We start from the raw sequence: 19,268 nt of genomic DNA, 5'->3' as shown, positions 1-19,268 counted from the left end.
CCTAAAGACTACGGATGGCCACCAACGTCGACAGCGCCGCCTGCGTGGCTTCGTACCCCTTGTCCTCGCGGCTGTCCGGGAGACCGGCCCGATCCAGCGCCTGCGGGTCGTTGTCACACGTCAGTACGCCGAAGCCGATCGGAACTCCCGTGGTCACGCCGACCTGCATCAGGCCTTCGGTCGCGGCCTGGCAGACGTACTCGAAGTGCGGGGTGTCGCCGCGGATCACGACGCCGAGCGCGATCACTGCGTCGTACCCACTCTTTGCCGCATGCAACGACGCGACCGGGAGCTCGAACGATCCCGGCACCCGGATCACCGTGTAGTCGGTGACGCCGGCCTCGTCCAGCGCGCGGATCGCGCCGGCGACCAGCGCGTCGGTCACCTTCGGGTGCCACAGCGCGCCGACGATCGCGACGCGGGCGCCGTCGGCCCGCGGGGTCTCGATGGTGGGTGCTCCACTGCCCGACATCAGCCGGCTCCGTTCTCTTCAGCAAGTACGCCACCCGGCAGGTGGTGGCCCATCCGGTCGCGCTTGGTCCGCAGGTACCGCAGATTGTGCTCGGTCGGATCGATCGAGATGCTGCGCCGCTCGATCACGTCGATGCCGTAGCCCTGAACGCCGGCCATCTTGTCCGGGTTGTTCGTCAGCAGCCGCACCTCCTTGACACCGAGGTCGGCCAGGATCTGCGCGCCCGTACCGTAGTCGCGGGCATCGGCCGGCAGCCCGAGGTCAAGGTTCGCGTCGACCGTGTCGCGGCCAGCGTCCTGCAACTCGTACGCCTGCAGCTTGTGCAACAGCCCGATCCCGCGTCCCTCGTGCCCGCGCAAGTACACGACGACACCACCCTCGGCCGCGACCTGACGCAACGCCTCGTCGAGCTGCGGACCACAGTCGCACCGCAACGAACCGAACACGTCGCCGGTCAGGCATTCCGAGTGCAGCCGGACCAACGTCGGCCCGTCCCCGATCTCACCGCGGACCAGCGCCAGCTGCTCCGACCCGTCGACCGTATTCCGGTAGCCGTGGGCAACGAAATCGCCGTACTGCGTCGGCAGCAAGGTCGTCGCGACCCGCTGGATCTGCCGTTCGGTACGACGCCGATAGCGAATCAGATCGTCGATCGACACCAGCACCAGCCCGTGTTCGTCGGCGAACTCGCGCAGCTCGGGACCACGCTTCATCGTGCCGTCGTCGTTCACCAGCTCGGAGATCACCGCGGCCGGCGTCAGCCCGGCCATCCGGGCCAGGTCGATCGACGCCTCGGTGTGCCCCGGCCGGACCAGGACGCCGCCGTCGCGACCGCGCAGCGGGAACACGTGACCCGGCTGAACCAGGTCGTACGGCTCGGACGCGGAGTCGGTCAGCACCCGGATCGTCCGGGCCCGGTCCGCGGCCGAGATCCCGGTGCTGATGCCGTCGCGGGCATCGACCGAGATCGTGTACGCCGTCCGCATCCGCTCCCGGTTGTGCGGGGTCATCAGCGGGATGCCGAGCCGGTCCAGCTCGGCCCCCTCCATCGGGACGCAGACCACGCCCGAGCTGTACCGGATCAGGAACGCGAGCAGCTCCGGCGTCGCCTTGGAGGCGGCGAAGATCAGGTCGCCCTCGTTCTCCCGGTCCTCGTCGTCGACCACGATCACCGGCCGCCCGGCCCGGATCTCGTCGATCGCGTGCTCGATCGTGTCCAGCTTCAGAATGTCGCCCATCTCAGCCCACCACCACAGGTTCGGGAGTCTCGGTGCGTTCGGTGTTCTGGATCCGCCACCACGACGCGAACCCGATGACGCAGAAGAATCCGTAGACGATGTACATCGTCGCCGACGGGTAGAACTTCGCCTGGATCAGCAGCGGTACGCCGACCACGTCGACAGCGATCCAGATCAGCCAGAACTCGACGAACCCTCGCGCCATCCCGTACGTCGCCAGGATCGAGCCGGTCAGGATCCACGCGTCCCACTGCGGTCCCCACGAACCGAGTTCGCGAAGCACGAAGTACGAGATGGCGTAGAGCCCGACCGCGAGGCCGAGCAGTTCGAGCCGCTCCCGGGCGGTCGCCCAGCGCGGCTGCACCGCCTTCGCGGCACCGCCGTGCCGGGTCTGGTACCAGCGGTACCAGCCGTAGAGACTGACGAGCGCGAAGAACACCTGGCGCCCGGCCTGGCCCCACAGATCCTTGTCCTGCGGGGTGTCGAAGATCCCGCCGACGAAGACCGTGAACAGCAGCACGTTGCCGACGATGCCGACCGGCCACGCGGCCATCAGCCGGCGCATGCCGAACAGGGCGCTGCCCAGGCCGAAGACGTTGCCGACGATCTCGCGGACGAGCACCGGCGACCCGGCGATCGTCACTTCCGCGTGCAGCAACCAGTCGATCACTTGGTGCCTCCTAGTAGGCGTTCGACGTACTTGGCGATCACGTCGACCTCGAGGTTCACGGTGTCGCCGACCGCGTTGCGGCCGAGCACGGTGAGCTCGAGGGTGGTCGGGATCAGGCTGACTCCGAAGGTGCCGGTCGCGTCGTCCACCTCGGTGACCGTCAGGGAGACGCCGTCGATGGCGATCGAGCCCTTCTCGGCGACGTACTTCAGAATCTCTGGCGCGGCGGAGATCCGGACGTCCTCCCAGTGCTCGGACGGCGTGCGGCTCGCGATCGTGCCGACACCGTCGACGTGGCCCTGCACGATGTGGCCGCCGAGCCGGTCATGGGCCGACACCGCGCGCTCCAGGTTGACCTGCGAGCCTTTGGTGGCCTGACCGAGGCTGGTGCGCTGCAGCGTCTCGCGCATCACGTCAGCGGTGAAGGTGCCGTCACCGGTCTCAACCACGGTCAGACAGCAGCCGTTGACCGCGATCGAGTCGCCGTGTTTGGCGTCCTCGGTCACCTTCGGCCCGCGGATGGTGAGCCGGGCCGCGTCCCCTTCCAGCAGGTCGAGCGCCTCGACGGTGCCCAGTTCCTCGACGATTCCGGTGAACATTCAGTGCGTCCTTTGTGGTTCGAGCGGCGTCAGGGTCAGCCGGACGTCGTCGCCGAGACGGGTGACGTCCGCTAGCTTGAACCGCCGCAGGTGGCCGATCGATTCCGCCCCGAGATCGCCGATCGCGGCGTACCCGGAGCCGAGCACGGCCGGGGCGACGTACGCGACGATCTGGTCGACCAACTGGGCACGGAGGAAAGCGGCGGCCAGCGTCGGACCGCCCTCGAGCCAGAGGTGCCGGATGTGGTGGTCGTCGAGCTGCCGCAGCACCTCGGCGGGATCGTGGGTGGGCAGGATCAGCGTCTGCGCGCGGTCGTTGCGGACCTTCGCGGTCAACGGGATCTCACGGTCGCCGACGACAACTCTCAGCGGCTGCCTGGCGGCGGGGACGTCGTGCTCGTCGCGGACCGTCAGCTCCGGGTCGTCGTCCAGCACGGTCTGGGTGCCGACCGCGATCGCGTCACACTCCGCCCGCTTCCGGTGTACGTCGGCCCGCGCGATCGGGCCGGTGATCCACCGGCTGCTCCGGTCCGGCGCCGCTGAGCGCCCGTCGAGCGTGGTGGCGAACTTCCAGGTGACGAATGGCCGCCCCATCCGGACGCTGTGCAGCCAGACGTGGTTGACCGCCTCGGCCTCGGTGTCGAGCACACCCTCCTCGACCTGGATGTTCTTGCTCCGGAGCTTCTCCGCGCCACCGGAAGCCTGCCTGTTCGGATCCGGTACGGCGTACACCACCCGAGCTACCCCGGCAGCGATCAGTGCGTCCGCACACGGTCCCGTCCGGCCGGTGTGATTACACGGCTCCAGCGTCACGTACGCCGTACCACCGCGGGCTCGATCACCCGCCATCGTCAGTGCTTCGATCTCGGCATGGGGGCCACCGGCAACGGCATGGAAGCCCTCACCAACCGGATGCCCGTCCCGGCCGGTGATCACGCACCCCACCACCGGGTTCGGGTGGGTGCTGCCGATGCCCTTGGCGGCCAGCTCGACCGCACGCCGCATCCAGGCGACATCGATCGGCGAAGCGTTGTTCACTCACGGTCCCTCGTCGTCACGGACGCACTCCGGGGCTCGTGACAACCGGCATGCACGCACTGCCGCCCGGGGTTGCCGCAGGTCCTGGGACTCGCGGCGGACCATTTTGGGTCCATTGCCGGACGTCAGAGCGCACCCGCCGATCGCGTGCGCCTCCCATCCGGACTTTCACCGTCGGTCCCGGAATTCCACCAGGTCAACCGGCCGCTCAACTGCTGCGGCCGGGTCGCGGACTGTCACCGCCGGCTCGGAATTACACCGACCCCGGAGCACGCGAGTGGGTTCACTCGTGCCTCAAGTGTGCCACTCCCCGCCCAACCCACCAGGAGCCAGGTCACATCTTGAGCTCCCGCCGCCTCCGCAGCGCCGGCTCCGGCGGCATCCTTCCAGTCAGGGCGAGCGCGACGGCGGCGGTTACACAGGGAGCGAGGCCCGGTCAGCGGAGCGAGCTCACACCTAGCGGAGCAGCAGCCAGGCGGCGGCTCCGAGCAGGCCAGCTGCCCCGGCAAAGCTGGTGACCGCGATCCAGCGCAGCACCCGCTTCGACCGGGTGGCCAGCCACGCATGCTCGCCGTACCCAGGTGGATTTTGCGTCCCCGCGGCTTCCGCGCTCGTCGTCAGCCCTCCGCCAGACGGGTACGCGATAAGAGTCGAGCGTGGCGACGCCTCCGGACCGGTGCGTGCGCCGACCTGCTGAGCGTCTGGGTCAGCCTGCTGAGTGCCTGGGCCAGGCTGCTGAGGGCGGGGGTCGGCCTGCTGGGTGCGCGGAGCCGGACCTGCCGAGCTCCACGAGTCGGGGAGCGGCGGAAGCTGGTCGAAGACTTCAGGTGAGTCGGGATCGTCCGCCCATGGTGTGGTGCCCGCCGGCGGCAGCACACCGCTCGCGGCGAGCAGTCGACCGGCTTCGCTCGCGGATTCGGGGCGGTCGGCCGGATCGGTCGCCGTACACCGGCGAATGAACTCGCCGAGCGGACCGTCAACGACCGGGAGCTTGCCGTCGACACCGGGACGTTCACCGGTGAGGAGCTCGACGGCCACAGCACCGACCGCATACAAGTCCTGGCGCGGATCCGGGTCCGCACCAGCCAGTTGCTCGGGCGCGAGGTACCCCGGCGTGCCGAGGATCGTGCTGTGGCGGGTCATTCGCGGTTCGTGGAGGAGACCCGCGACGCCGAAGTCGGACAGCCGGAGATGCGGCCGACCCCTACCCGTGACATCAAGCAGGAGGTTGGCCGGTTTCACATCGCGATGGACGACCCCCGCGGCGTGGACGGCAGACAACCCGTGCAGCAGTTGATCGAGGAGGACGGCCACGTACGACGGCGGGAGCGGGCCGTGATCACCGAGCAAGGTCGCCACGGACCCACCGCGGACCAGATCCATCGCGAACACGACCTTGTCGTCGTCAGCGGCCCAGCCATGCGGGGCGACAACATGCGGATGCCCGATCCGCAACGACTGCTCACGCACGAACCGCAGCAACGTCGCCGCATCATGCTGCCCGAGTACCTTGGCCGCCACGTACGCCGACCGCCGCAAATCCCAAGCCCGCCAGACCGATCCCATCCCACCGGTCCCGATCAGGTCGATCAGCCGATACCGCCCAGCAAACGCCTCCACCCGAAGAAACTACCGCCCCACCCGCCCACCCCCGCCACAGCACACCTGGATCCCGACCGCCGACAACACGTCCCAGACCGCCGGTCGACGGCCCGGGCCTCCAGAGACGACAAGCACCAACGCGACGCCGGGCCGCCCATCGAGGAGCTCCTGGAGCTGTCCCACCTGAGCATCCGCAACTACCAGCGCACCAACGGCGAAGTCATCGCCTTGCTGGTCATCGCGCCGTCCAAGGCCGATCGCGAACGCGTCATTCCCATGTCGGCCGAGCTGTTCCATGCCGTCGCGCTGACCTGCACGAGCGCCTCGATGCGCAGTGCCGGGCGACCGACGGGGCGTATCCGGATCTGGCCGACTTCGCCATCGATGACGCCGGGCGGCCGTTGCTCAAGCAGTTCCGGGCGGCGCCGCCCACGCCGTCGGCGCAGGCCCTGGCCCTGGCCCTGGCGGTGCGGGTCGGCCTCGCCACCGCCGACTTCCGTCTCGCGTGACCTGCTGCGCGTCAGTCCGGCAGCCAGTCCAGCTCGTGTGCCAGGGTTTTGGCGACGGTACGGATGCGGCGGTGTAGTGGTGACTGCACCTGCGGGAGGACCAGGTGGATCGTCAGGGTGGGTGCGCCCTGCAGCGGTCGCCACGTGAGACCGGCCGGTAGTGCCGTGACCGCGGCTTCACTGGCCGGGGCGAGGGTGAGCCCGTCGTGTAGGTCGCGCTGAGACATGTCGAAAGAGACTGCGGGCGTGTGGAATCGGGGGTTTGGACGGGTGTCGCGGAACAGTGCGGACAGCTGATCGTGGATCACGGGGTTGGCCGTACGGTCGGGGAGTCGCAGCGGGTACGCGGCCGCGTCGGCGATCTCGATCTCCGGGTGTTCGGCCAGCGGATGATGCTGTGCCAATTGGACCCCGACGCGCTCACGCCGCAGCAGGAACCGGCGTACGCCACGACCCGGCTGTTCACCGCGGGTGATCCCCGCATCGATGCGGCCGTCGGCGACCGCGGGGGAGATCTCCGGTGTCGCCATCGGGACCGCGCCGACCTCGAGTCCCGGGCTGCTGCGAATGAGCCTGTCCACCAGAGCCGGTGCCGTCTCGGCCCCCGTGCTGAGGCTGTACCCGATGCGCAGCGTGCCCAGTTCACCGGCCCCCGCATTCCGGGCGGTGTCCCATGCCCGGTCCAGCGCCGCCAGCGCGGGCGGCGCGGACTCCGCCAAAGCCGCACCGGCCGTGGTCAATACGACGCTACGCGTGGTACGAACCAGCAGGCTCGTGCCGAGTTCCGCCTCCAATCGGCGAATCCGGGCACTGAGTGCGGGCTGCGCGATACCGATCCGTGCGGCCGCGCGGGTGAAGTTCAACTCCTGCGCCAGCACCAGAAAGTACCGCAGGCTCACCGTATCCGGCGCCACATGCCCTCCCACCCGATTGATAACGATCCGTTCTGAGTCTATCCCGTCCCGGTCTTTCCCTCGACCGCACATCAAGCCCTAACCTGCGCATATGACGAGTCAACTGACCGCGGTACCGGACATCGCACTCACACACACCCCTGATCTGGACGGAGGTCGTCATGCATAAGACGGTGGTCCTGTATCCCAAGCCCGCCGACCCTGACCACTTCCGCGACTACTACGTGAACAACCACCTTCCGCTGGTCATGAATTGGCCCGGCCTGCTTGCGTGGCGCTACAGCTTCGACGTAGCGGCGACCAACGGAGAAGCGCCGTATTTCGCGGTCTTCGAAGCCGACTTCGCTGACGCCGCCGCCCTGGCCGCGGCGCGGTCATCGCCGCAAGGCCAGCGGCTGGCCGCCGATGTCGTCAACTACGCCACCGGCGGTGTGGTCGTCATCGACTATCCGGTGCAGGACGGCACCAGCTGAGACAGGACGGCACGCTCCGGGACGCGTTCGGCCGGCCGATGCGGCCAGGTCCGGCTATCGGCGGAACGCCGTTCGCGGTTGCCGGTTCGTTGAGCGTCAAAGGTGGGCCCATGTCCTGGCCGGATGTCACGGTGGTTGATGCGTGCCTGCGGCGCGACCGCCGGGGCAGCAGCCCCACGGCAGCGTTGCCGCGCAGGCCGTCCGGTTGACCCGCACCGCGCTGGGCGAGCTGAACGACCGCCAACACACCGGCGGGCGCACGTTCGACAGCTTCGAGCAGGCCGTCGCGGCGCACGAGAGTGCGGCCTACCAGGAGGCGCTGGTCGGCCTCTCCGAAGGCGTCGAGCGCGACTTCCGCATCGTCGAAGGCATCGACTGACCGAGGCCCAGTCGGATCTTCACTGAAGGCTCACAGAGCTCCAAGAGGCTCGACTCGCCGAGGTGCTGTGCAACGGCAGCTACACCCTCACCCCGCTCGGCCACGACGCCCGCGAGGCCCTGCGTTCGGTCACCGAGTGGTCGCAGCGGTGGGCTGCCGAGCTTGCCGACGCCCCGCCCACTGCCGCCGAGGGTGCCGGCGACGCCAGCGCAATCGGTTCTGACAGCGGTCCGCGCGCGGGACACCTCAGATTTTCGGCCCGTAACCACAGGACTGGAGACCACCGACCATGACAGAGTTCCCCTTACAGGCGGCGCGAACCGCCGTCGCCGCTGCCCTGACTGAGGATGAGTCGGGCCAGGACATCACCACCGCGTGGAGCGTTCCCGAGGGCCTGGCGGCCGTGGCCGAGATCCGCGCCCGGCAATGCGGCATCGCCGGCGGTCTCCCCGTGGTCGCGGCGGTCTTCGCCCAGGTCGACCCCGAGGTCACAGTGGAAGCTCTCGTCCCCGACGGCGCCCGGCTGACCAGCGACGATGTCCTGGTGCGCCTGTCCGGCTCGGCGCGCAGCCTGATCACCGGGGAGCGTACGGTGCTGAACTTCCTGCAGCGCATGTGTGGCATCGCGACGCTCACCGACCGCTACGTCCAGGCCGTGGCCGGGACCGAGGCGCGCATCCTGGACACCCGCAAGACGGCGCCGGGCCTGCGCGCCCTGGACAAGTACGCGGTGACCGTCGGCGGCGGCCGCAACCACCGGCTCAACCTCGCGGCGATGGTGCTGCTCAAGGAGAACCACATCGCCGCGGCAGGCGGCGTGACCACCGCGATCGACGCGGTCCGGCGCGGGATGGCGCGCACCGGGCAGAAGGTGGAGACCGATGTCGAGGTGCAGACCGTGGCGCAGGCCGTTGAGGCCCTCGATGCCGGGGCCCGCTGGATCATGCTCGACAACATGCCGGTGGCCGACATTGAAATGGTCGTGAATATCCGGGCCGAGCGTGCCGACGCCTCCCGGATCCTGCTGGAGGCCTCGGGCACCGTCCGCCCGGACAGCGTCCGCGCCATCGCCGAGACGGGAGTCGACCTCATCTCGGTCGGCGCGTTGACGCACAGCGCGCCCGCGCTGGACCTGACGATGCTGCTGACGACCGACCCGGTGCTATGCCCGAGGTAGTGGTCATCGACGCGTGTCAGCGGCAGGGCCGGGGCGGCAGCCCGACCGCTGTTCTCGACGAAGCGTCGTTCACCGACGAGGAGCGATGCCGCATTCCGGGGGAACTGGGCACTTCGCACGCCGTCTTCATTCGTGCCACCGGAGTTGAGCGTGGCCGTCCCTCGTACTCGCTCCGGTTTTTCACCGCCGAAGGCGAACTGCCTGCCTGCGGCCACGGCACCGTCGCGGCCCTGGCGCTGCTCGCCATACGCGAAGGCGGCAGCGACCACCACGCCGTGCTGTGTACGACGAGCCGCAGCTTCGAAGGCTGGGCCATCCGAAACCGCGACAGCGTGACAGCGTCGTTCGACCCAGGCCCGATGAACCTGCGCGTCGCCCAGGCACCCGAGCTAAGGGCGGTCACAGCCGGCCTCGGCCTGGCTGACGAAGCCGTCGTCGGCAACGCCTGCGTGGCCTCGAATGGGCGGCCGAGGCTTCTCCTGCCAGTCCGATCGCGCGCCGCGTTGGCCGACCTCTCCCCAGACTTCGCCCTCCTACGTGCCGCCTGCGACCGCTACGGCTTGTTGGGCTGCTACGCCTACTCGATCCCGGACCGGCATGGCCGGGCAGCCGCTCGGATGTTCGCCCCGTCGATCGGCGTCCCCGAGGACATCGCCAACGCCAACAGCACAGCCTGCCTGGCCGCGCACATGGCCCGATTCGGCACGGACCGCCTCACCGTCGACATGGGCGATCTCCTCGGCAACCCATCCACCATCACGGCAACCATCGATAACACCCACCTGGAGCACCCGGTCCGAGTTGGGGGCCAAGCAACTATCGCACGAACAGTCGTGCGTCAGGCTTGACGTTTGACGCCCAACTAGACCGTCCTCTTCTGCGATCCGCGCATGGGGCTGGGGCTGTCCGCTGCGGTGAAGCGTTGGCACCCGGTGGCGGCCGTCAGCGGGACGCGGTGTCGAGGGCGCGGCTGAGTGTCCATCGGGAGACGCGCAGCTTGGTGGCGACGGCGGTTCGGGTTTGTCCGGCGCCGAGCAGGATGCGGGCGTCGGCGATCTGTTCGGAGGCCAGGGCGCGAGGACGGCCGCCGACGCGGCCTCGGGCGCGGGCGGCGTCGAGGCCTTCGCGGGTGCCTTTGACGATCTGCTGACGTTGGAACTTGGCGATGGCTGCGAACACGGTGAAGATCAGTTCGCCGCACATGTCGTCGCTGGTGCCGAGCACGATGCCGTCGAGGGTGCGGAAGTGGCGGCCGTTGGCGTGCAGGTCGTCTTCGACGCAGGCGAGGAGTTCGCGGGTGTCGCGGCCCAGCCGGGTCAGGTCGAGCACGACGAGGATGTCGCCGCCGCGCATGTGATCGAGGGCGGCGGTCAGGTCGGGCCGGGTGGCGCCCTTGACGCCGGACGCCTTGTCGAGGTAGATCCGGGCGCAGCCGGCCAGTAGCCCAAACCCGCACCCACACTGGTCCCGCTACCCGCCTATCGCCGGTTTCCGCCGTACCTTGGCTGCAACCCCACATGATCGAGGAAACGGCCTGCCACGTCGGCCATCTCGACCTGCTCACCGACGCCATCACCAAGCCGGGCTCGGTGACCACTCGCAACGATCGCGACACAGAGACTCCCACACGCGGCGGTTAGTGCAGAGAAGGTGGCAACTGTTGGCCGCCTTGGTTCGGGTACTGCAGTGGCACTTGCGTCGGGGATGCGAACTGTTTGGCCAAACCAGTTCAGCTGGGCGGTGGCCGGCTTCGAGGGCGGTGAGGTCGCGTGCACCGCGGCTGTCTTCCTTGTGGACAGAGCCCGGGCCGTGGGGCCCGGGCTCTGTTGGGTGTCAGTTGTACGGCGGCCGTTGTGGCGGCTGTTGGCCGCTCTGGTTCGGGTATGGCGGCGGCACCTGGGTCGGGTGCTGTGGACTGTTTGACCAAGCGCTCGGCTGGATGATGGCCGGCTTCCGGCGGAGGCGGAGGACGACTAGGAGGCCGAGGATGAGGAGGGCGACGCCGCCGCCGGACAGGCCGGCGACGAGGGCGACCGGAGTGCTGTCGCCGGAGTTGGTGTCGCTGCCCTGGATGGGACCGCCGGCTTGGGTGCCGTTGCCGTTCTCGTTTTCGGAGCCGGAGTCGGACGGGTCGGCGGTGGGTGAAGGGGTGGTCGAGGTGCCGGCGACTGGAGTGGCGCCGTCTACGTACTCGGGCTTGCCGGTGCCCGCCGTACCGATGACTCCGACGGTCAGGGTCATCGGGATAGCGACGGCCTTGTCGGTGTCTCGGCGGGTCATGGAGATCGCGATGTAGTACTCGCCGGGCATCGATGTGCCCTTGTCCTGGTTGTTCGGGCCCTCGCGGTTGAGGTAGCGGATCTCCTTGGTCGTGTTCGCCTTGAAGGCTCCGTCCTTGGTGAGGACGCCGCGTCCGCCGGGGCCGTTCGGAACCTGCTTCGCGAACACGGCGTACACGTCCTCGCCGGTCGGCGAGATCAGCTTCGTGTCCAGGTAGTGGATGGAGTCCAGCGCCTTCGCGGTCGCCGCGCCGAGCTTCGGAACGGTCACCTGCTCCTGGAGCCGCTGGCCCCAGTCGAGCTTGACCTTGTACAGCTGGACCTCGCCGGGCATCAGCGTCGTCTTGTAGCTGCCCGGGGTGAGCAGCGGAGCGTCGGGGAAGCTCGAACCGGGGATGATCTCGCGCGGGGTCGAGCCCGTCATCGGCGTCCACACCGGGTTGCCGGCCTCGGGCGGCAGATTCGTGGTCGAGTCGACCGGCGGCTCTTCGTCGATGCGCAGCTCGTAGGGCAGGCCCTTCATCTCGCGGAAGTCATCGCCTGCCGAGACAGTGAGCACCAGTTGATCGTCCGCCGTGCATCCCTTGGGATAATCACCCGTCCAGCTCGACGCGGCGCCGGTGGCGATGCCTTGCTCTCCTTCGAAGGCGAGCGGGTAGCTCCAGCCGCACGCCTCACCGCCGATCGTGCTCATCTTCACCTCGGCCTTGACCACGAAGCTCCCACCCGACGGCCGCCGGAAGCTCACGCCGGCCCGCAGCGTCGACTGCCCCATGGTGCGCTTGATCAGGTAGTACTTCGCGGTCGCGTCGTTGCCGAAGGTGTCCGAGTAGTGGCCTGGGGCAACCACTGGCGCGCCTTCTTGCTGCGCGCCGCCCTGGATCGGCGTACCCGAGATCCGGAACGGTCGGAATGCTCGGGTAGACAGGCGATCCAGTCCGGCCTCGAGGTCGATGGTCGAGTCGGCGTCGTAGTAGTCGCCGCGGCCTTCGCGGGCGACGCACTGCAGCTGGCTGCGCGCCTTCCCGCCGACACGGAACCCGACCACGTCGATCTTCAAGTCGATGCCCTGCTTGGCGATCGACTTTGCCACCACGCACGGGTCGGGTGCGCAGGTCGCCTCACCGTCGGAGACGAGCACGATCGTGCGCTGACCGCTCGGGCCGAGATCCTTGGCGGCTTGCTGGAGCGCGTAGCCGATCGGAGTCTCGCCGTACGGCTTGTACTGCGCGATCGCGGTCTGCAACTGCGGGCGGTTGTTCGTGCCGATCGGCACGGTCAGCTGGGTGTCCGTGCACGCACCGGGCTGGGTGCGCTTGAACACCGTCGCGCCGTACACCCGCAGACCGACCTCCGCTTCCGCCGGCAGCTTGGTCACCACCTTGGTGAGCGCAGCTCGTGCGGCGGCGATCTTGGTCTGCCCGTCACCGGCCGGCTCCTTCATCGAGCCGGACGAGTCGAGCACCAGGACCAGCTTGCCGCTGCCCGGGTCGGGGTCAGCCTGGGCGGTCCCGGTCGCCAGGCCGCCCAGTAAGGCGATCAGCGTGATGGCGAGGATCGCCCACACCGCGGGGCGGCGGTGTCCCTGCAGAGCCGTCATCGTTTCCTCCAGTGAGATTCGCTGTCGCAAACCCTGGCAGTTTGCAATCGCAAATGTCAAGCCGCCTCGTTCACGCTCAGATTTCCATAGACGCGGGGTCCTGGGCTGGAAATTTGCGTTCGCAACTGCGAAGATCTTTGCAGTCGGTCACGGACGGCCGCCGGCTAGAGGGGATCACACGGATGGACCAGACAGCGCACAACCTCCAGCAGCAGATGGAGCTGTACGGCGAGCCACTCGGTGAGACGGTACGACGCGTGGCCCCGCCACTCGGCTTGACCCAGGGCGGCCTCGCCCAGGTGATCGGGTTGTCGGCGCCGATGCTGTCTCAGCTGATGAGCGCGCAGCGGGTGAAGATCGGCAACCCAGCGGTGGTGTCACGTCTCCGCGCCCTCTCCGAGCTCGCCGATCTGGCCATCGCGGGTGAGATCGATCCCCACGACATCCCGGGCGAGCTGGACGGGATCCGCGCCGCCACCGGCGCCTATACCCACGCCACCGCCCAACTGTCCCGTCCATCCGTTCCGCCACCAGGACAGACCGCCGGTGCGGCGACGCCGTTCGCCACCCCCGGCGGGTTGCCAACGGGCGTGACGACGGGGTACGCCCGCCCACAGGCGCCACCCAATGACATCCAGGCAAGCGCGCCGTCAGCGCGCGCTGTGGTGCGAGAGATTCAGGATCTGTTCCGCGCTGTCGCCTCTGCCGAGGAGATCCAGCACGCCGCGGCTGCTGTCGCACCCGACTCCCCCGGCCTCGCCGAGCTCCTCCTCACCTACGGCACCGGCCGCACCGCCGACGCCATGGCCCACTACGAACACCACCACGAGTAGGAGCCGCCGAGCAGGAACGTCAGTGCCGGTTGGGTTGCCGAAGGTGCTCGCGCATGAGCTGATCCGGTGACAGCTTCGCGGCCGCGTGCCCGCGCACGAACAGGGTGCTGAGGCGACGGCGCCCGCTGGTCGGTTGGGTTGCCGAACTGCTCACGCACGAGCCGATCCGTTGAACATGTGGGCTGCCGGTGTGCTCACGAGACCGGTCCGCTGACGGGTGATGCTGCCGGAAGTGCCGTGGATGAGTCAGGAGCCGGCTGTGGTGGTTGCCGGGGCGTCCGATTCTGCCGGGGGTGAGGTCGTCGTGTTGGGAGGCTTTGTGGGTTGGTGATTCTCGCCACGTCGGTGGGATGGATATATCACGAGGTCGGTAGACAATTCGGCGGTGTCTCAGTGGGTGTCGGGGTGGAATGGGCCGCGTGGGGGTGGTGTTGGGTCGTGGAGGCGGGGCGAATCGCGCTCTCGCCGATCAACGGTTGTGAGGAGATAGTTGTGCGCGCGTTCAGGGGCTTTCGTCGGGTTGTCGCGGTGGGTACCGCTCTCACGCTGGCTGTCTCGATGGTTGCCTGCGGCAGCGATGACGATTCGGCCGCGGGCGGTTCGGATCTCGGGCTGATGAAGTCCGGGACGTTGCGGATCGGGACACTGACCGACGCGCCGCCGAACGTGTACGTGAAGGACGGCAAGTTCACCGGTTTCGACAACGACCTGATCACCGCGGTGGCGGCGAAGCTGAACCTGAAGCCGGAGTTCGTCGGGACCGACTTCTCCGCGCTCCTGTCGCAGGTGAACGGCGGCCAGTTCGACCTCGGCAGCTCGTCCATCACGGTGACCGAGGCACGGAAGAAGACGGTTGCCTTCAGCAATGGGTACGACTTCGGCTACCTCGGGCTGAACACCACCAAGGACTCCGGCATCACCAAGTTCGACCAGCTGCAGGGCAAGCGCGTGGTCGTTGTCCAGGGCACCGTCCAGGACGACTACGCCACCCAGAAGGGCCTCGACCCGGTCCGGGTGCCGAACTACAACGCCGCGCTCGGCCAGCTCAAGGCCGGTACGGCGGATGCGTGGGTCTCGCCGGCCGAGATCGGCGAGAAGATGGCCAAGGAGCAGGGTGGCGGCACGGTGATCCTGGCGGCGAAGGAGCTCAGCGACGCGCCGATGGCGTTCGCGGTGGCCAAGAACAACGACAAGCTGCGCGAAGCCGTGAACAAGGCCCTCGACGAGGTCATCGCCGACGGCACCTGGACGAAGCTGGTCGAGCAGTACTACCCGGGCCGCGCCGTACCGGCGAACTTCAAGCCGGGCAGCGGCAGCGTCGGCTTCACCGCACCCGAAGCCAGCAGCACCCCACAAGCCAGCAGCACCCCCGCGGCCGGCTGATCGTCGCGACGACTGAACGGCGAAACCGAGAGACGGCTGACCTAGATGGACATCTGGTCGACACTGAACGACACCTTCCTCGACTGGGGTTCGATGAAGGAAGTCCTGCCCGAGATGCTCAAGGTGGGACTGGTCAACACGCTGATCCTGGCGGCCGCCTCGGTCGTGCTGGGCACTCTGCTCGGCATGATCGTGGCGGTCCTCTCCCTGTCGCGGAAGCGCTGGCTGCGCTGGCCTGCGAAGATCTACACCGACATCTTCCGCGGCCTGCCGGCGATCCTGACCATCCTGCTGATCGGTCAGGGCCTGTCGCCGATCACCCGGCACTGGTGGGGCCCGAACCCGTACCCGCTCGGGATCCTGGCGCTGTCGCTGATCGCGGCCGCCTACATCGGCGAGATCTTCCGCTCCGGCATCCAGAGCGTGGAGAAGGGGCAGCTCGAGGCGGCTCGTGCGCTGGGGTTCACGTACACGGCCGGGATGCGACTGGTCGTCATTCCGCAAGGGGTACGGCGGGTTCTGCCGGCGCTGGTGAATCAGTTCATCGCGCTGGTGAAGGAGTCGAGTCTCGTCTACTTTCTCGGGCTGCTCGCCAGTCAGCGGGAGCTGTTCCGGATCGGGCAGGACGCGGCCGCGACCAACGGCAACCTGTCGCCGTTGCTGCTGGCCGGAATCTTTTACCTGGTGATCACGGTGCCGCTGACCCACCTGGTGAACTACTTCGACAAACGCCTGCGGGAGGGCCGTCCGGACGAGACCCGCGCGGACGACGTCGTACGGGAGGAGCTTGTGCATGCAGACCACCGTTGAGACCGCGGCGAGTCTCGAGGTCGAAGGGATCGAGCTGGCGTTCGGGAGCATCAAGGTGCTGCGCGGCGTCGATCTCGCCGTACCGGCCGGGCGTACGGCGTGTGTGATCGGGCCGTCCGGGTCCGGGAAGTCGACGTTGCTGCGGGCAATCAATCGGCTGCTCGAACCGGACGCCGGGGACGTGCGGCTGGCCGGTGAGTCGGTGCTGAAGAGCAATCCGGACGAGTTGCGGCGGCGGATCGGGATGGTGTTCCAGCACTTCAACCTGTTCCCGCACAAGACCGTGCTGGAGAACATCACCCTGCCGCTGCGCAAGATCAAGAAGCTCGAGCCCGAAGCGGCCCGGGCGGCGGCGCTGGAGCAGCTCGAGCTCGTCGGCCTGAGCAACAAGGCGACGGCGCGACCGGGCAACCTTTCCGGTGGTCAGCAGCAGCGGGTGGCGATCGCGCGGGCGCTGGCGATGAAGCCCGAGGTGATGCTGTTCGACGAGGCGACCTCGGCCCTAGACCCCGAACTGGTGAAAGGCGTGCTGGGGTTGATGGCGGACCTTGCCCAGGCGGGGATGACGATGGTCGTCGTCACGCACGAGATGGGGTTCGCCCGCGAGGTGGCCGACCAGGTCGCGTTCATGGACGACGGTGTGGTGGTGGAGTCCGGCGTACCGGAGCAGATCTTCACGGCTGCCGAGTCGCCGCGGCTGCAGCAGTTTCTCTCCCAGGTGCTCTGACTCTGGCGAAAGTGGTTGCCGGGGGCCACTATGGAGACGGACCCAACACCGGGTCGACCATGGCTGGGGGATGGTTGTGGTGAGAAATCTTCGACTACCGGGCCGGGTTCGCTGGTCGGGTCGGCTGACCTCGACCGCCCTCGCCGTCGGGCTGAGCACCTCGCTCGGCCTGGCGGCGTCGGCTGCACCACCACACGCTGGAGGGGCGGCGGCAGGCCAAGCTGTGGGAGTCGAGGCTGGTCGAGCGGTCGCCGCAGCTCCAGGCGAGGCTGCGGGTGTCGGCGCCGACCAGGCGGTGAGTCAAGGTGCGGACCAGGCGGTGAGTGAAAGCGCGGACCAGGCTGCGGGAAGCCGGCCGGCGAAGTGGGTGTATCTCACATTCGACGACGGGCCGAGTCCGAAGTACACGGCGCAGGTCCTGAAGATCCTGAGCACCCACAAAGTGCGGGCCACCTTCTTCGTGGTCGGCCGGAACGTCAAGCGCTACCCCGCCCTGACCCGCCGCGCCGATCAGCGCGGTCACAGCGTGCAGAGCCACACCTGGTCCCACCCGAACCTCCGCAAGGTCAACTGGTCGACGTTCAAATACCAGATCCGGACCACGGACCGGTACGTCCGCGCTCAAACCGGCTACACCCCGCGCTGCCTCCGTCCGCCGTACGGCGCGACGAACCGGCTGGTCGCCAGGCGGGCAGTCGCCCTCGGCAAGACGATCAAGCTCTGGTCCGTCGACCCGCGCGACTGGACGCGTCCTGGCAAGTCGGTGATCGCCCGCCGGGTGCTCGCGAAGGTGCGGCCCGGCTCGGTGATCCTGCTGCACGACGGCGGCGGCAACCGCAGTCAGACGGTCGCCGCGCTGCCGGCGATCCTGCGCACCCTGAAGGCCCGCGGCTACGACTTCTACCCCCTCTGGTGCCAGTAGCACGCGTCCGCTATCCGTGGATTGTTGACGCGGCAGCGGCGTGGGTACTCGCTTTCCGCCGGATCGTGTCGATTGTGGACGCGTGAGGAAGTGAGCCCACCACCGCCCTGGGGGACACATGGCTTTGACGCGCTCCGGCAACCGCATGGTCGGCCTGGCGATGATGATCGTGGTCAGCGCCGTGATCGGCACTGTGGTGGTCGCGGCTGCCCGCACGCCCAGCCCACCGCCGCCGAGCCCACCGCCGGCGGCGGCACCGGCTCAACAGGCGCTGCCGGCCAAGTACGTCGTACTGACCTTCGACGACGGGCCCGATCCGGTGTACACCCCGCTGATCCTCGACGTACTCGCGAAGTACGACGCCAAGGCGACGTTCTTCGAGGTCGGCCGGAACGTGGCGAAGCACCCGGCCCTGACCAAGCGGATCCACGCCGCCGGGCACAGCGTGCAGAACCACACCTGGACCCACGCGGATCTCCGGGGGCTGTCCGCGACGTCCTTCCGGCAGCAGATCGCGTCCACGGACCAGGCGATCCGCGCTCAGACCGGTAGTACGCCGGCCTGCCTGCGACCGCCGTACGGCGGGATGAACAGCACCGTGACCAGGCGTGCGAAGGCCCTCGGCAAGGATCTCGTCGTCTGGGACATCGACTCGCGCGACTGGACCAAGCCCGGTACGGCGGCGATCGTCAAACGAGTGCTTGCGGGAGTGCACAACGGTTCGGTGATCCTTATGCATGACGGCGGCGGGAACCGCAGTCAGACGGTGGCCGCGCTGCCGACGATCCTGAAGACGCTCAAGGCGCAGGGGTACGGCTTCCGGACGATCACCTGCTAGGCGAACGCCTCGACCAGGGGTACGACGTCGGCGATGGACTCGACGATCCGGGTGGGACGGTACGGGAAGCGGTCGACCTCGTGCTGGCCGGTCGAACCGGACAGCACGAGGATGCTCCGCAGACCGGCTTCGAGACCGCTGATGATGTCCGTGTCCATCCGGTCGCCGATCATGACCGCGGTCTCCGAGTGAGCCTCGATCCGGTTCAGCGCGCTGCGCATCATCAGCGGGTTCGGTTTGCCGACGAAGTACGGCGCGACGCCGGTGGCGCGGGTGATCAGCGCGGCCACCGAGCCGGTCGCGGGTAGCGGCCCCTCGGTCGACGGGCCGGTCGGGTCCGGGTTGGTGGCGATGAACCGGGCACCGTCGGCGATCAGCCGGATCGCCCTGGTGATCGCCTCGAACGAGTAGGTGCGGGTCTCCCCCAGTACGACGTAGTCCGGCGCCCGCTCGGTCAGCACGTACCCGATCTCGTGCAAGGCCGTGGTCAGGCCGGCCTCACCGATCACGTACGCCGTACCGCCGGGACGCTGGTCGTCGAGGAACTGGGCGGTGGCGAGCGCGCTGGTCCAGATCGCGTCCTCGGGTACGTCGATGCCACCGGCAAGCAATCGGGCGCGCAGGTCGCGGGGTGTGAAGATCGAGTTGTTGGTCAGGACCAGGAACTTCTTCCCGGAGTTCTGCAGGGAGGCGATGAACTCCTTCGCCCCGGGGATGGCGCGCTCCTCGTGCACGAGTACGCCGTCCATATCCGTCAGCCAGCTCTCTACGGGCTTGTGCTCTGACATGGCCCCCAGCGTAGAGG

At 68.4% G+C, this 19,268-nt stretch carries 21 protein-coding genes and 1 riboswitch; of the genes, 11 read left to right on the top strand and 10 right to left on the bottom strand.

Going from position 1 to position 19,268, the window contains the following annotated elements; genetic code table 11:
* Position 1: 1 nt before the first annotated feature.
* The 7 genes from ribH to V9K99_RS35835 all read right to left on the bottom strand — a co-directional run bounded on the left by ribH (position 2) and on the right by V9K99_RS35835 (position 7,042).
* The gene (gene ribH / locus V9K99_RS35865; protein ID WP_337011528.1) at positions 2 to 472 is read right to left on the bottom strand and encodes a 6,7-dimethyl-8-ribityllumazine synthase; all 471 of its coding nucleotides are present in this window, start codon (positions 470 to 472) and stop codon (positions 2 to 4) included.
* Positions 472 to 1,710, bottom strand: a complete 1,239-nt coding sequence (locus V9K99_RS35860) for a bifunctional 3,4-dihydroxy-2-butanone-4-phosphate synthase/GTP cyclohydrolase II (RefSeq protein ID WP_337011526.1) — start codon at positions 1,708 to 1,710, stop codon at positions 472 to 474. The genes ribH and V9K99_RS35860 overlap by 1 nt, the downstream gene beginning before the upstream one ends.
* 1 nt (position 1,711) lies before the next feature.
* On the bottom strand, positions 1,712 to 2,380 hold the full coding sequence (gene pnuC, locus V9K99_RS35855; RefSeq protein WP_337011524.1) for a nicotinamide riboside transporter PnuC: 669 nt from the start codon (positions 2,378 to 2,380) through the stop codon (positions 1,712 to 1,714).
* A complete protein-coding gene (locus V9K99_RS35850) occupies positions 2,377 to 2,979 on the bottom strand; it encodes a riboflavin synthase (protein ID WP_337011522.1) in 603 nt (200 codons plus the stop codon). Before V9K99_RS35850 ends, pnuC begins: the two co-directional genes overlap by 4 nt.
* Positions 2,980 to 4,017 (bottom strand): bifunctional diaminohydroxyphosphoribosylaminopyrimidine deaminase/5-amino-6-(5-phosphoribosylamino)uracil reductase RibD, encoded by a 1,038-nt coding sequence (gene ribD, locus V9K99_RS35845; RefSeq protein WP_337011520.1) that lies wholly within the window; start codon positions 4,015 to 4,017, stop codon positions 2,980 to 2,982.
* A gap of 143 nt (positions 4,018 to 4,160) precedes the next feature.
* Positions 4,161 to 4,294: riboswitch (FMN riboswitch) on the bottom strand.
* A 179-nt stretch (positions 4,295 to 4,473) separates the two neighbouring features.
* Entirely contained in the window at positions 4,474 to 5,637 is a 1,164-nt protein-coding gene (locus V9K99_RS35840; RefSeq protein WP_337011518.1) for a serine/threonine-protein kinase, read from the bottom strand.
* A gap of 502 nt (positions 5,638 to 6,139) precedes the next feature.
* Entirely contained in the window at positions 6,140 to 7,042 is a 903-nt protein-coding gene (locus V9K99_RS35835; RefSeq protein ID WP_337011516.1) for a LysR family transcriptional regulator, read from the bottom strand.
* A 161-nt stretch (positions 7,043 to 7,203) separates the two neighbouring features.
* Here V9K99_RS35835 and V9K99_RS35830 point away from each other — a divergent pair, with 161 nt between their 5' ends.
* The 4 genes from V9K99_RS35830 (at position 7,204) to V9K99_RS35815 (ending at position 9,919) form a co-directional block, all read left to right on the top strand.
* Entirely contained in the window at positions 7,204 to 7,515 is a 312-nt protein-coding gene (locus V9K99_RS35830) for an EthD family reductase (protein WP_337011514.1), read from the top strand.
* Between the two features lie 142 nt (positions 7,516 to 7,657).
* Entirely contained in the window at positions 7,658 to 7,894 is a 237-nt protein-coding gene (locus tag V9K99_RS35825) for a DUF1330 domain-containing protein (RefSeq protein WP_337011512.1), read from the top strand.
* A 289-nt stretch (positions 7,895 to 8,183) separates the two neighbouring features.
* Positions 8,184 to 9,071: a carboxylating nicotinate-nucleotide diphosphorylase gene (nadC, locus tag V9K99_RS35820; RefSeq protein WP_337011510.1), complete on the top strand. Its 888-nt coding sequence runs from the start codon at positions 8,184 to 8,186 to the stop codon at positions 9,069 to 9,071.
* Positions 9,071 to 9,919, top strand: coding sequence for a PhzF family phenazine biosynthesis protein (locus V9K99_RS35815; protein WP_337011508.1), 849 nt, complete (start codon positions 9,071 to 9,073; stop codon positions 9,917 to 9,919). The genes nadC and V9K99_RS35815 overlap by 1 nt, the downstream gene beginning before the upstream one ends.
* 94 nt (positions 9,920 to 10,013) lie before the next feature.
* On the opposite strand, the gene V9K99_RS35810 is transcribed toward V9K99_RS35815, so the two are convergent.
* Positions 10,014 to 10,493, bottom strand: coding sequence for a recombinase family protein (locus V9K99_RS35810; RefSeq protein ID WP_337011631.1), 480 nt, complete (start codon positions 10,491 to 10,493; stop codon positions 10,014 to 10,016).
* Between the two features lie 95 nt (positions 10,494 to 10,588).
* Here V9K99_RS35810 and V9K99_RS35805 point away from each other — a divergent pair, with 95 nt between their 5' ends.
* Complete coding sequence (locus V9K99_RS35805) at positions 10,589 to 10,711, top strand: hypothetical protein (RefSeq protein WP_337011506.1); 123 nt, start codon at positions 10,589 to 10,591, stop codon at positions 10,709 to 10,711.
* A gap of 193 nt (positions 10,712 to 10,904) precedes the next feature.
* Here V9K99_RS35805 and V9K99_RS35800 read toward each other — a convergent pair whose 3' ends face one another.
* The gene (locus V9K99_RS35800; RefSeq protein WP_337011504.1) at positions 10,905 to 12,950 is read right to left on the bottom strand and encodes a vWA domain-containing protein; all 2,046 of its coding nucleotides are present in this window, start codon (positions 12,948 to 12,950) and stop codon (positions 10,905 to 10,907) included.
* Between the two features lie 182 nt (positions 12,951 to 13,132).
* Here V9K99_RS35800 and V9K99_RS35795 point away from each other — a divergent pair, with 182 nt between their 5' ends.
* The 6 genes from V9K99_RS35795 (at position 13,133) to V9K99_RS35770 (ending at position 18,463) form a co-directional block, all read left to right on the top strand.
* The gene (locus V9K99_RS35795; protein WP_337011502.1) at positions 13,133 to 13,783 is read left to right on the top strand and encodes a DNA-binding protein; all 651 of its coding nucleotides are present in this window, start codon (positions 13,133 to 13,135) and stop codon (positions 13,781 to 13,783) included.
* 528 nt (positions 13,784 to 14,311) lie between these two features.
* A complete protein-coding gene (locus V9K99_RS35790; protein ID WP_337011500.1) occupies positions 14,312 to 15,166 on the top strand; it encodes an ABC transporter substrate-binding protein in 855 nt (284 codons plus the stop codon).
* A 45-nt stretch (positions 15,167 to 15,211) separates the two neighbouring features.
* On the top strand, positions 15,212 to 15,976 hold the full coding sequence (locus tag V9K99_RS35785; RefSeq protein WP_337011498.1) for an amino acid ABC transporter permease: 765 nt from the start codon (positions 15,212 to 15,214) through the stop codon (positions 15,974 to 15,976).
* The gene (locus tag V9K99_RS35780) at positions 15,960 to 16,703 is read left to right on the top strand and encodes an amino acid ABC transporter ATP-binding protein (RefSeq protein ID WP_337011496.1); all 744 of its coding nucleotides are present in this window, start codon (positions 15,960 to 15,962) and stop codon (positions 16,701 to 16,703) included. The genes V9K99_RS35785 and V9K99_RS35780 overlap by 17 nt, the downstream gene beginning before the upstream one ends.
* A 79-nt stretch (positions 16,704 to 16,782) precedes the next feature.
* Positions 16,783 to 17,625, top strand: coding sequence for a polysaccharide deacetylase family protein (locus tag V9K99_RS35775; RefSeq protein ID WP_337011494.1), 843 nt, complete (start codon positions 16,783 to 16,785; stop codon positions 17,623 to 17,625).
* A 118-nt stretch (positions 17,626 to 17,743) separates the two neighbouring features.
* Entirely contained in the window at positions 17,744 to 18,463 is a 720-nt protein-coding gene (locus V9K99_RS35770) for a polysaccharide deacetylase family protein (RefSeq protein ID WP_337011492.1), read from the top strand.
* On the opposite strand, the gene V9K99_RS35765 is transcribed toward V9K99_RS35770, so the two are convergent.
* Positions 18,460 to 19,251, bottom strand: coding sequence for an HAD-IIA family hydrolase (locus tag V9K99_RS35765; protein WP_337011491.1), 792 nt, complete (start codon positions 19,249 to 19,251; stop codon positions 18,460 to 18,462). The genes V9K99_RS35770 and V9K99_RS35765 overlap by 4 nt on opposite strands.
* Between the last annotated feature and the right edge of the window lie 17 nt (positions 19,252 to 19,268).

The sequence above is a fragment of the Kribbella sp. CCNWLW201 genome (assembly GCF_037203805.1).
Lineage (GTDB): Bacteria > Actinomycetota > Actinomycetes > Propionibacteriales > Kribbellaceae > Kribbella.
Note: the sequence above shows the minus strand (reverse complement) of the source record. Positions and strands in the feature narration are given on the sequence as shown.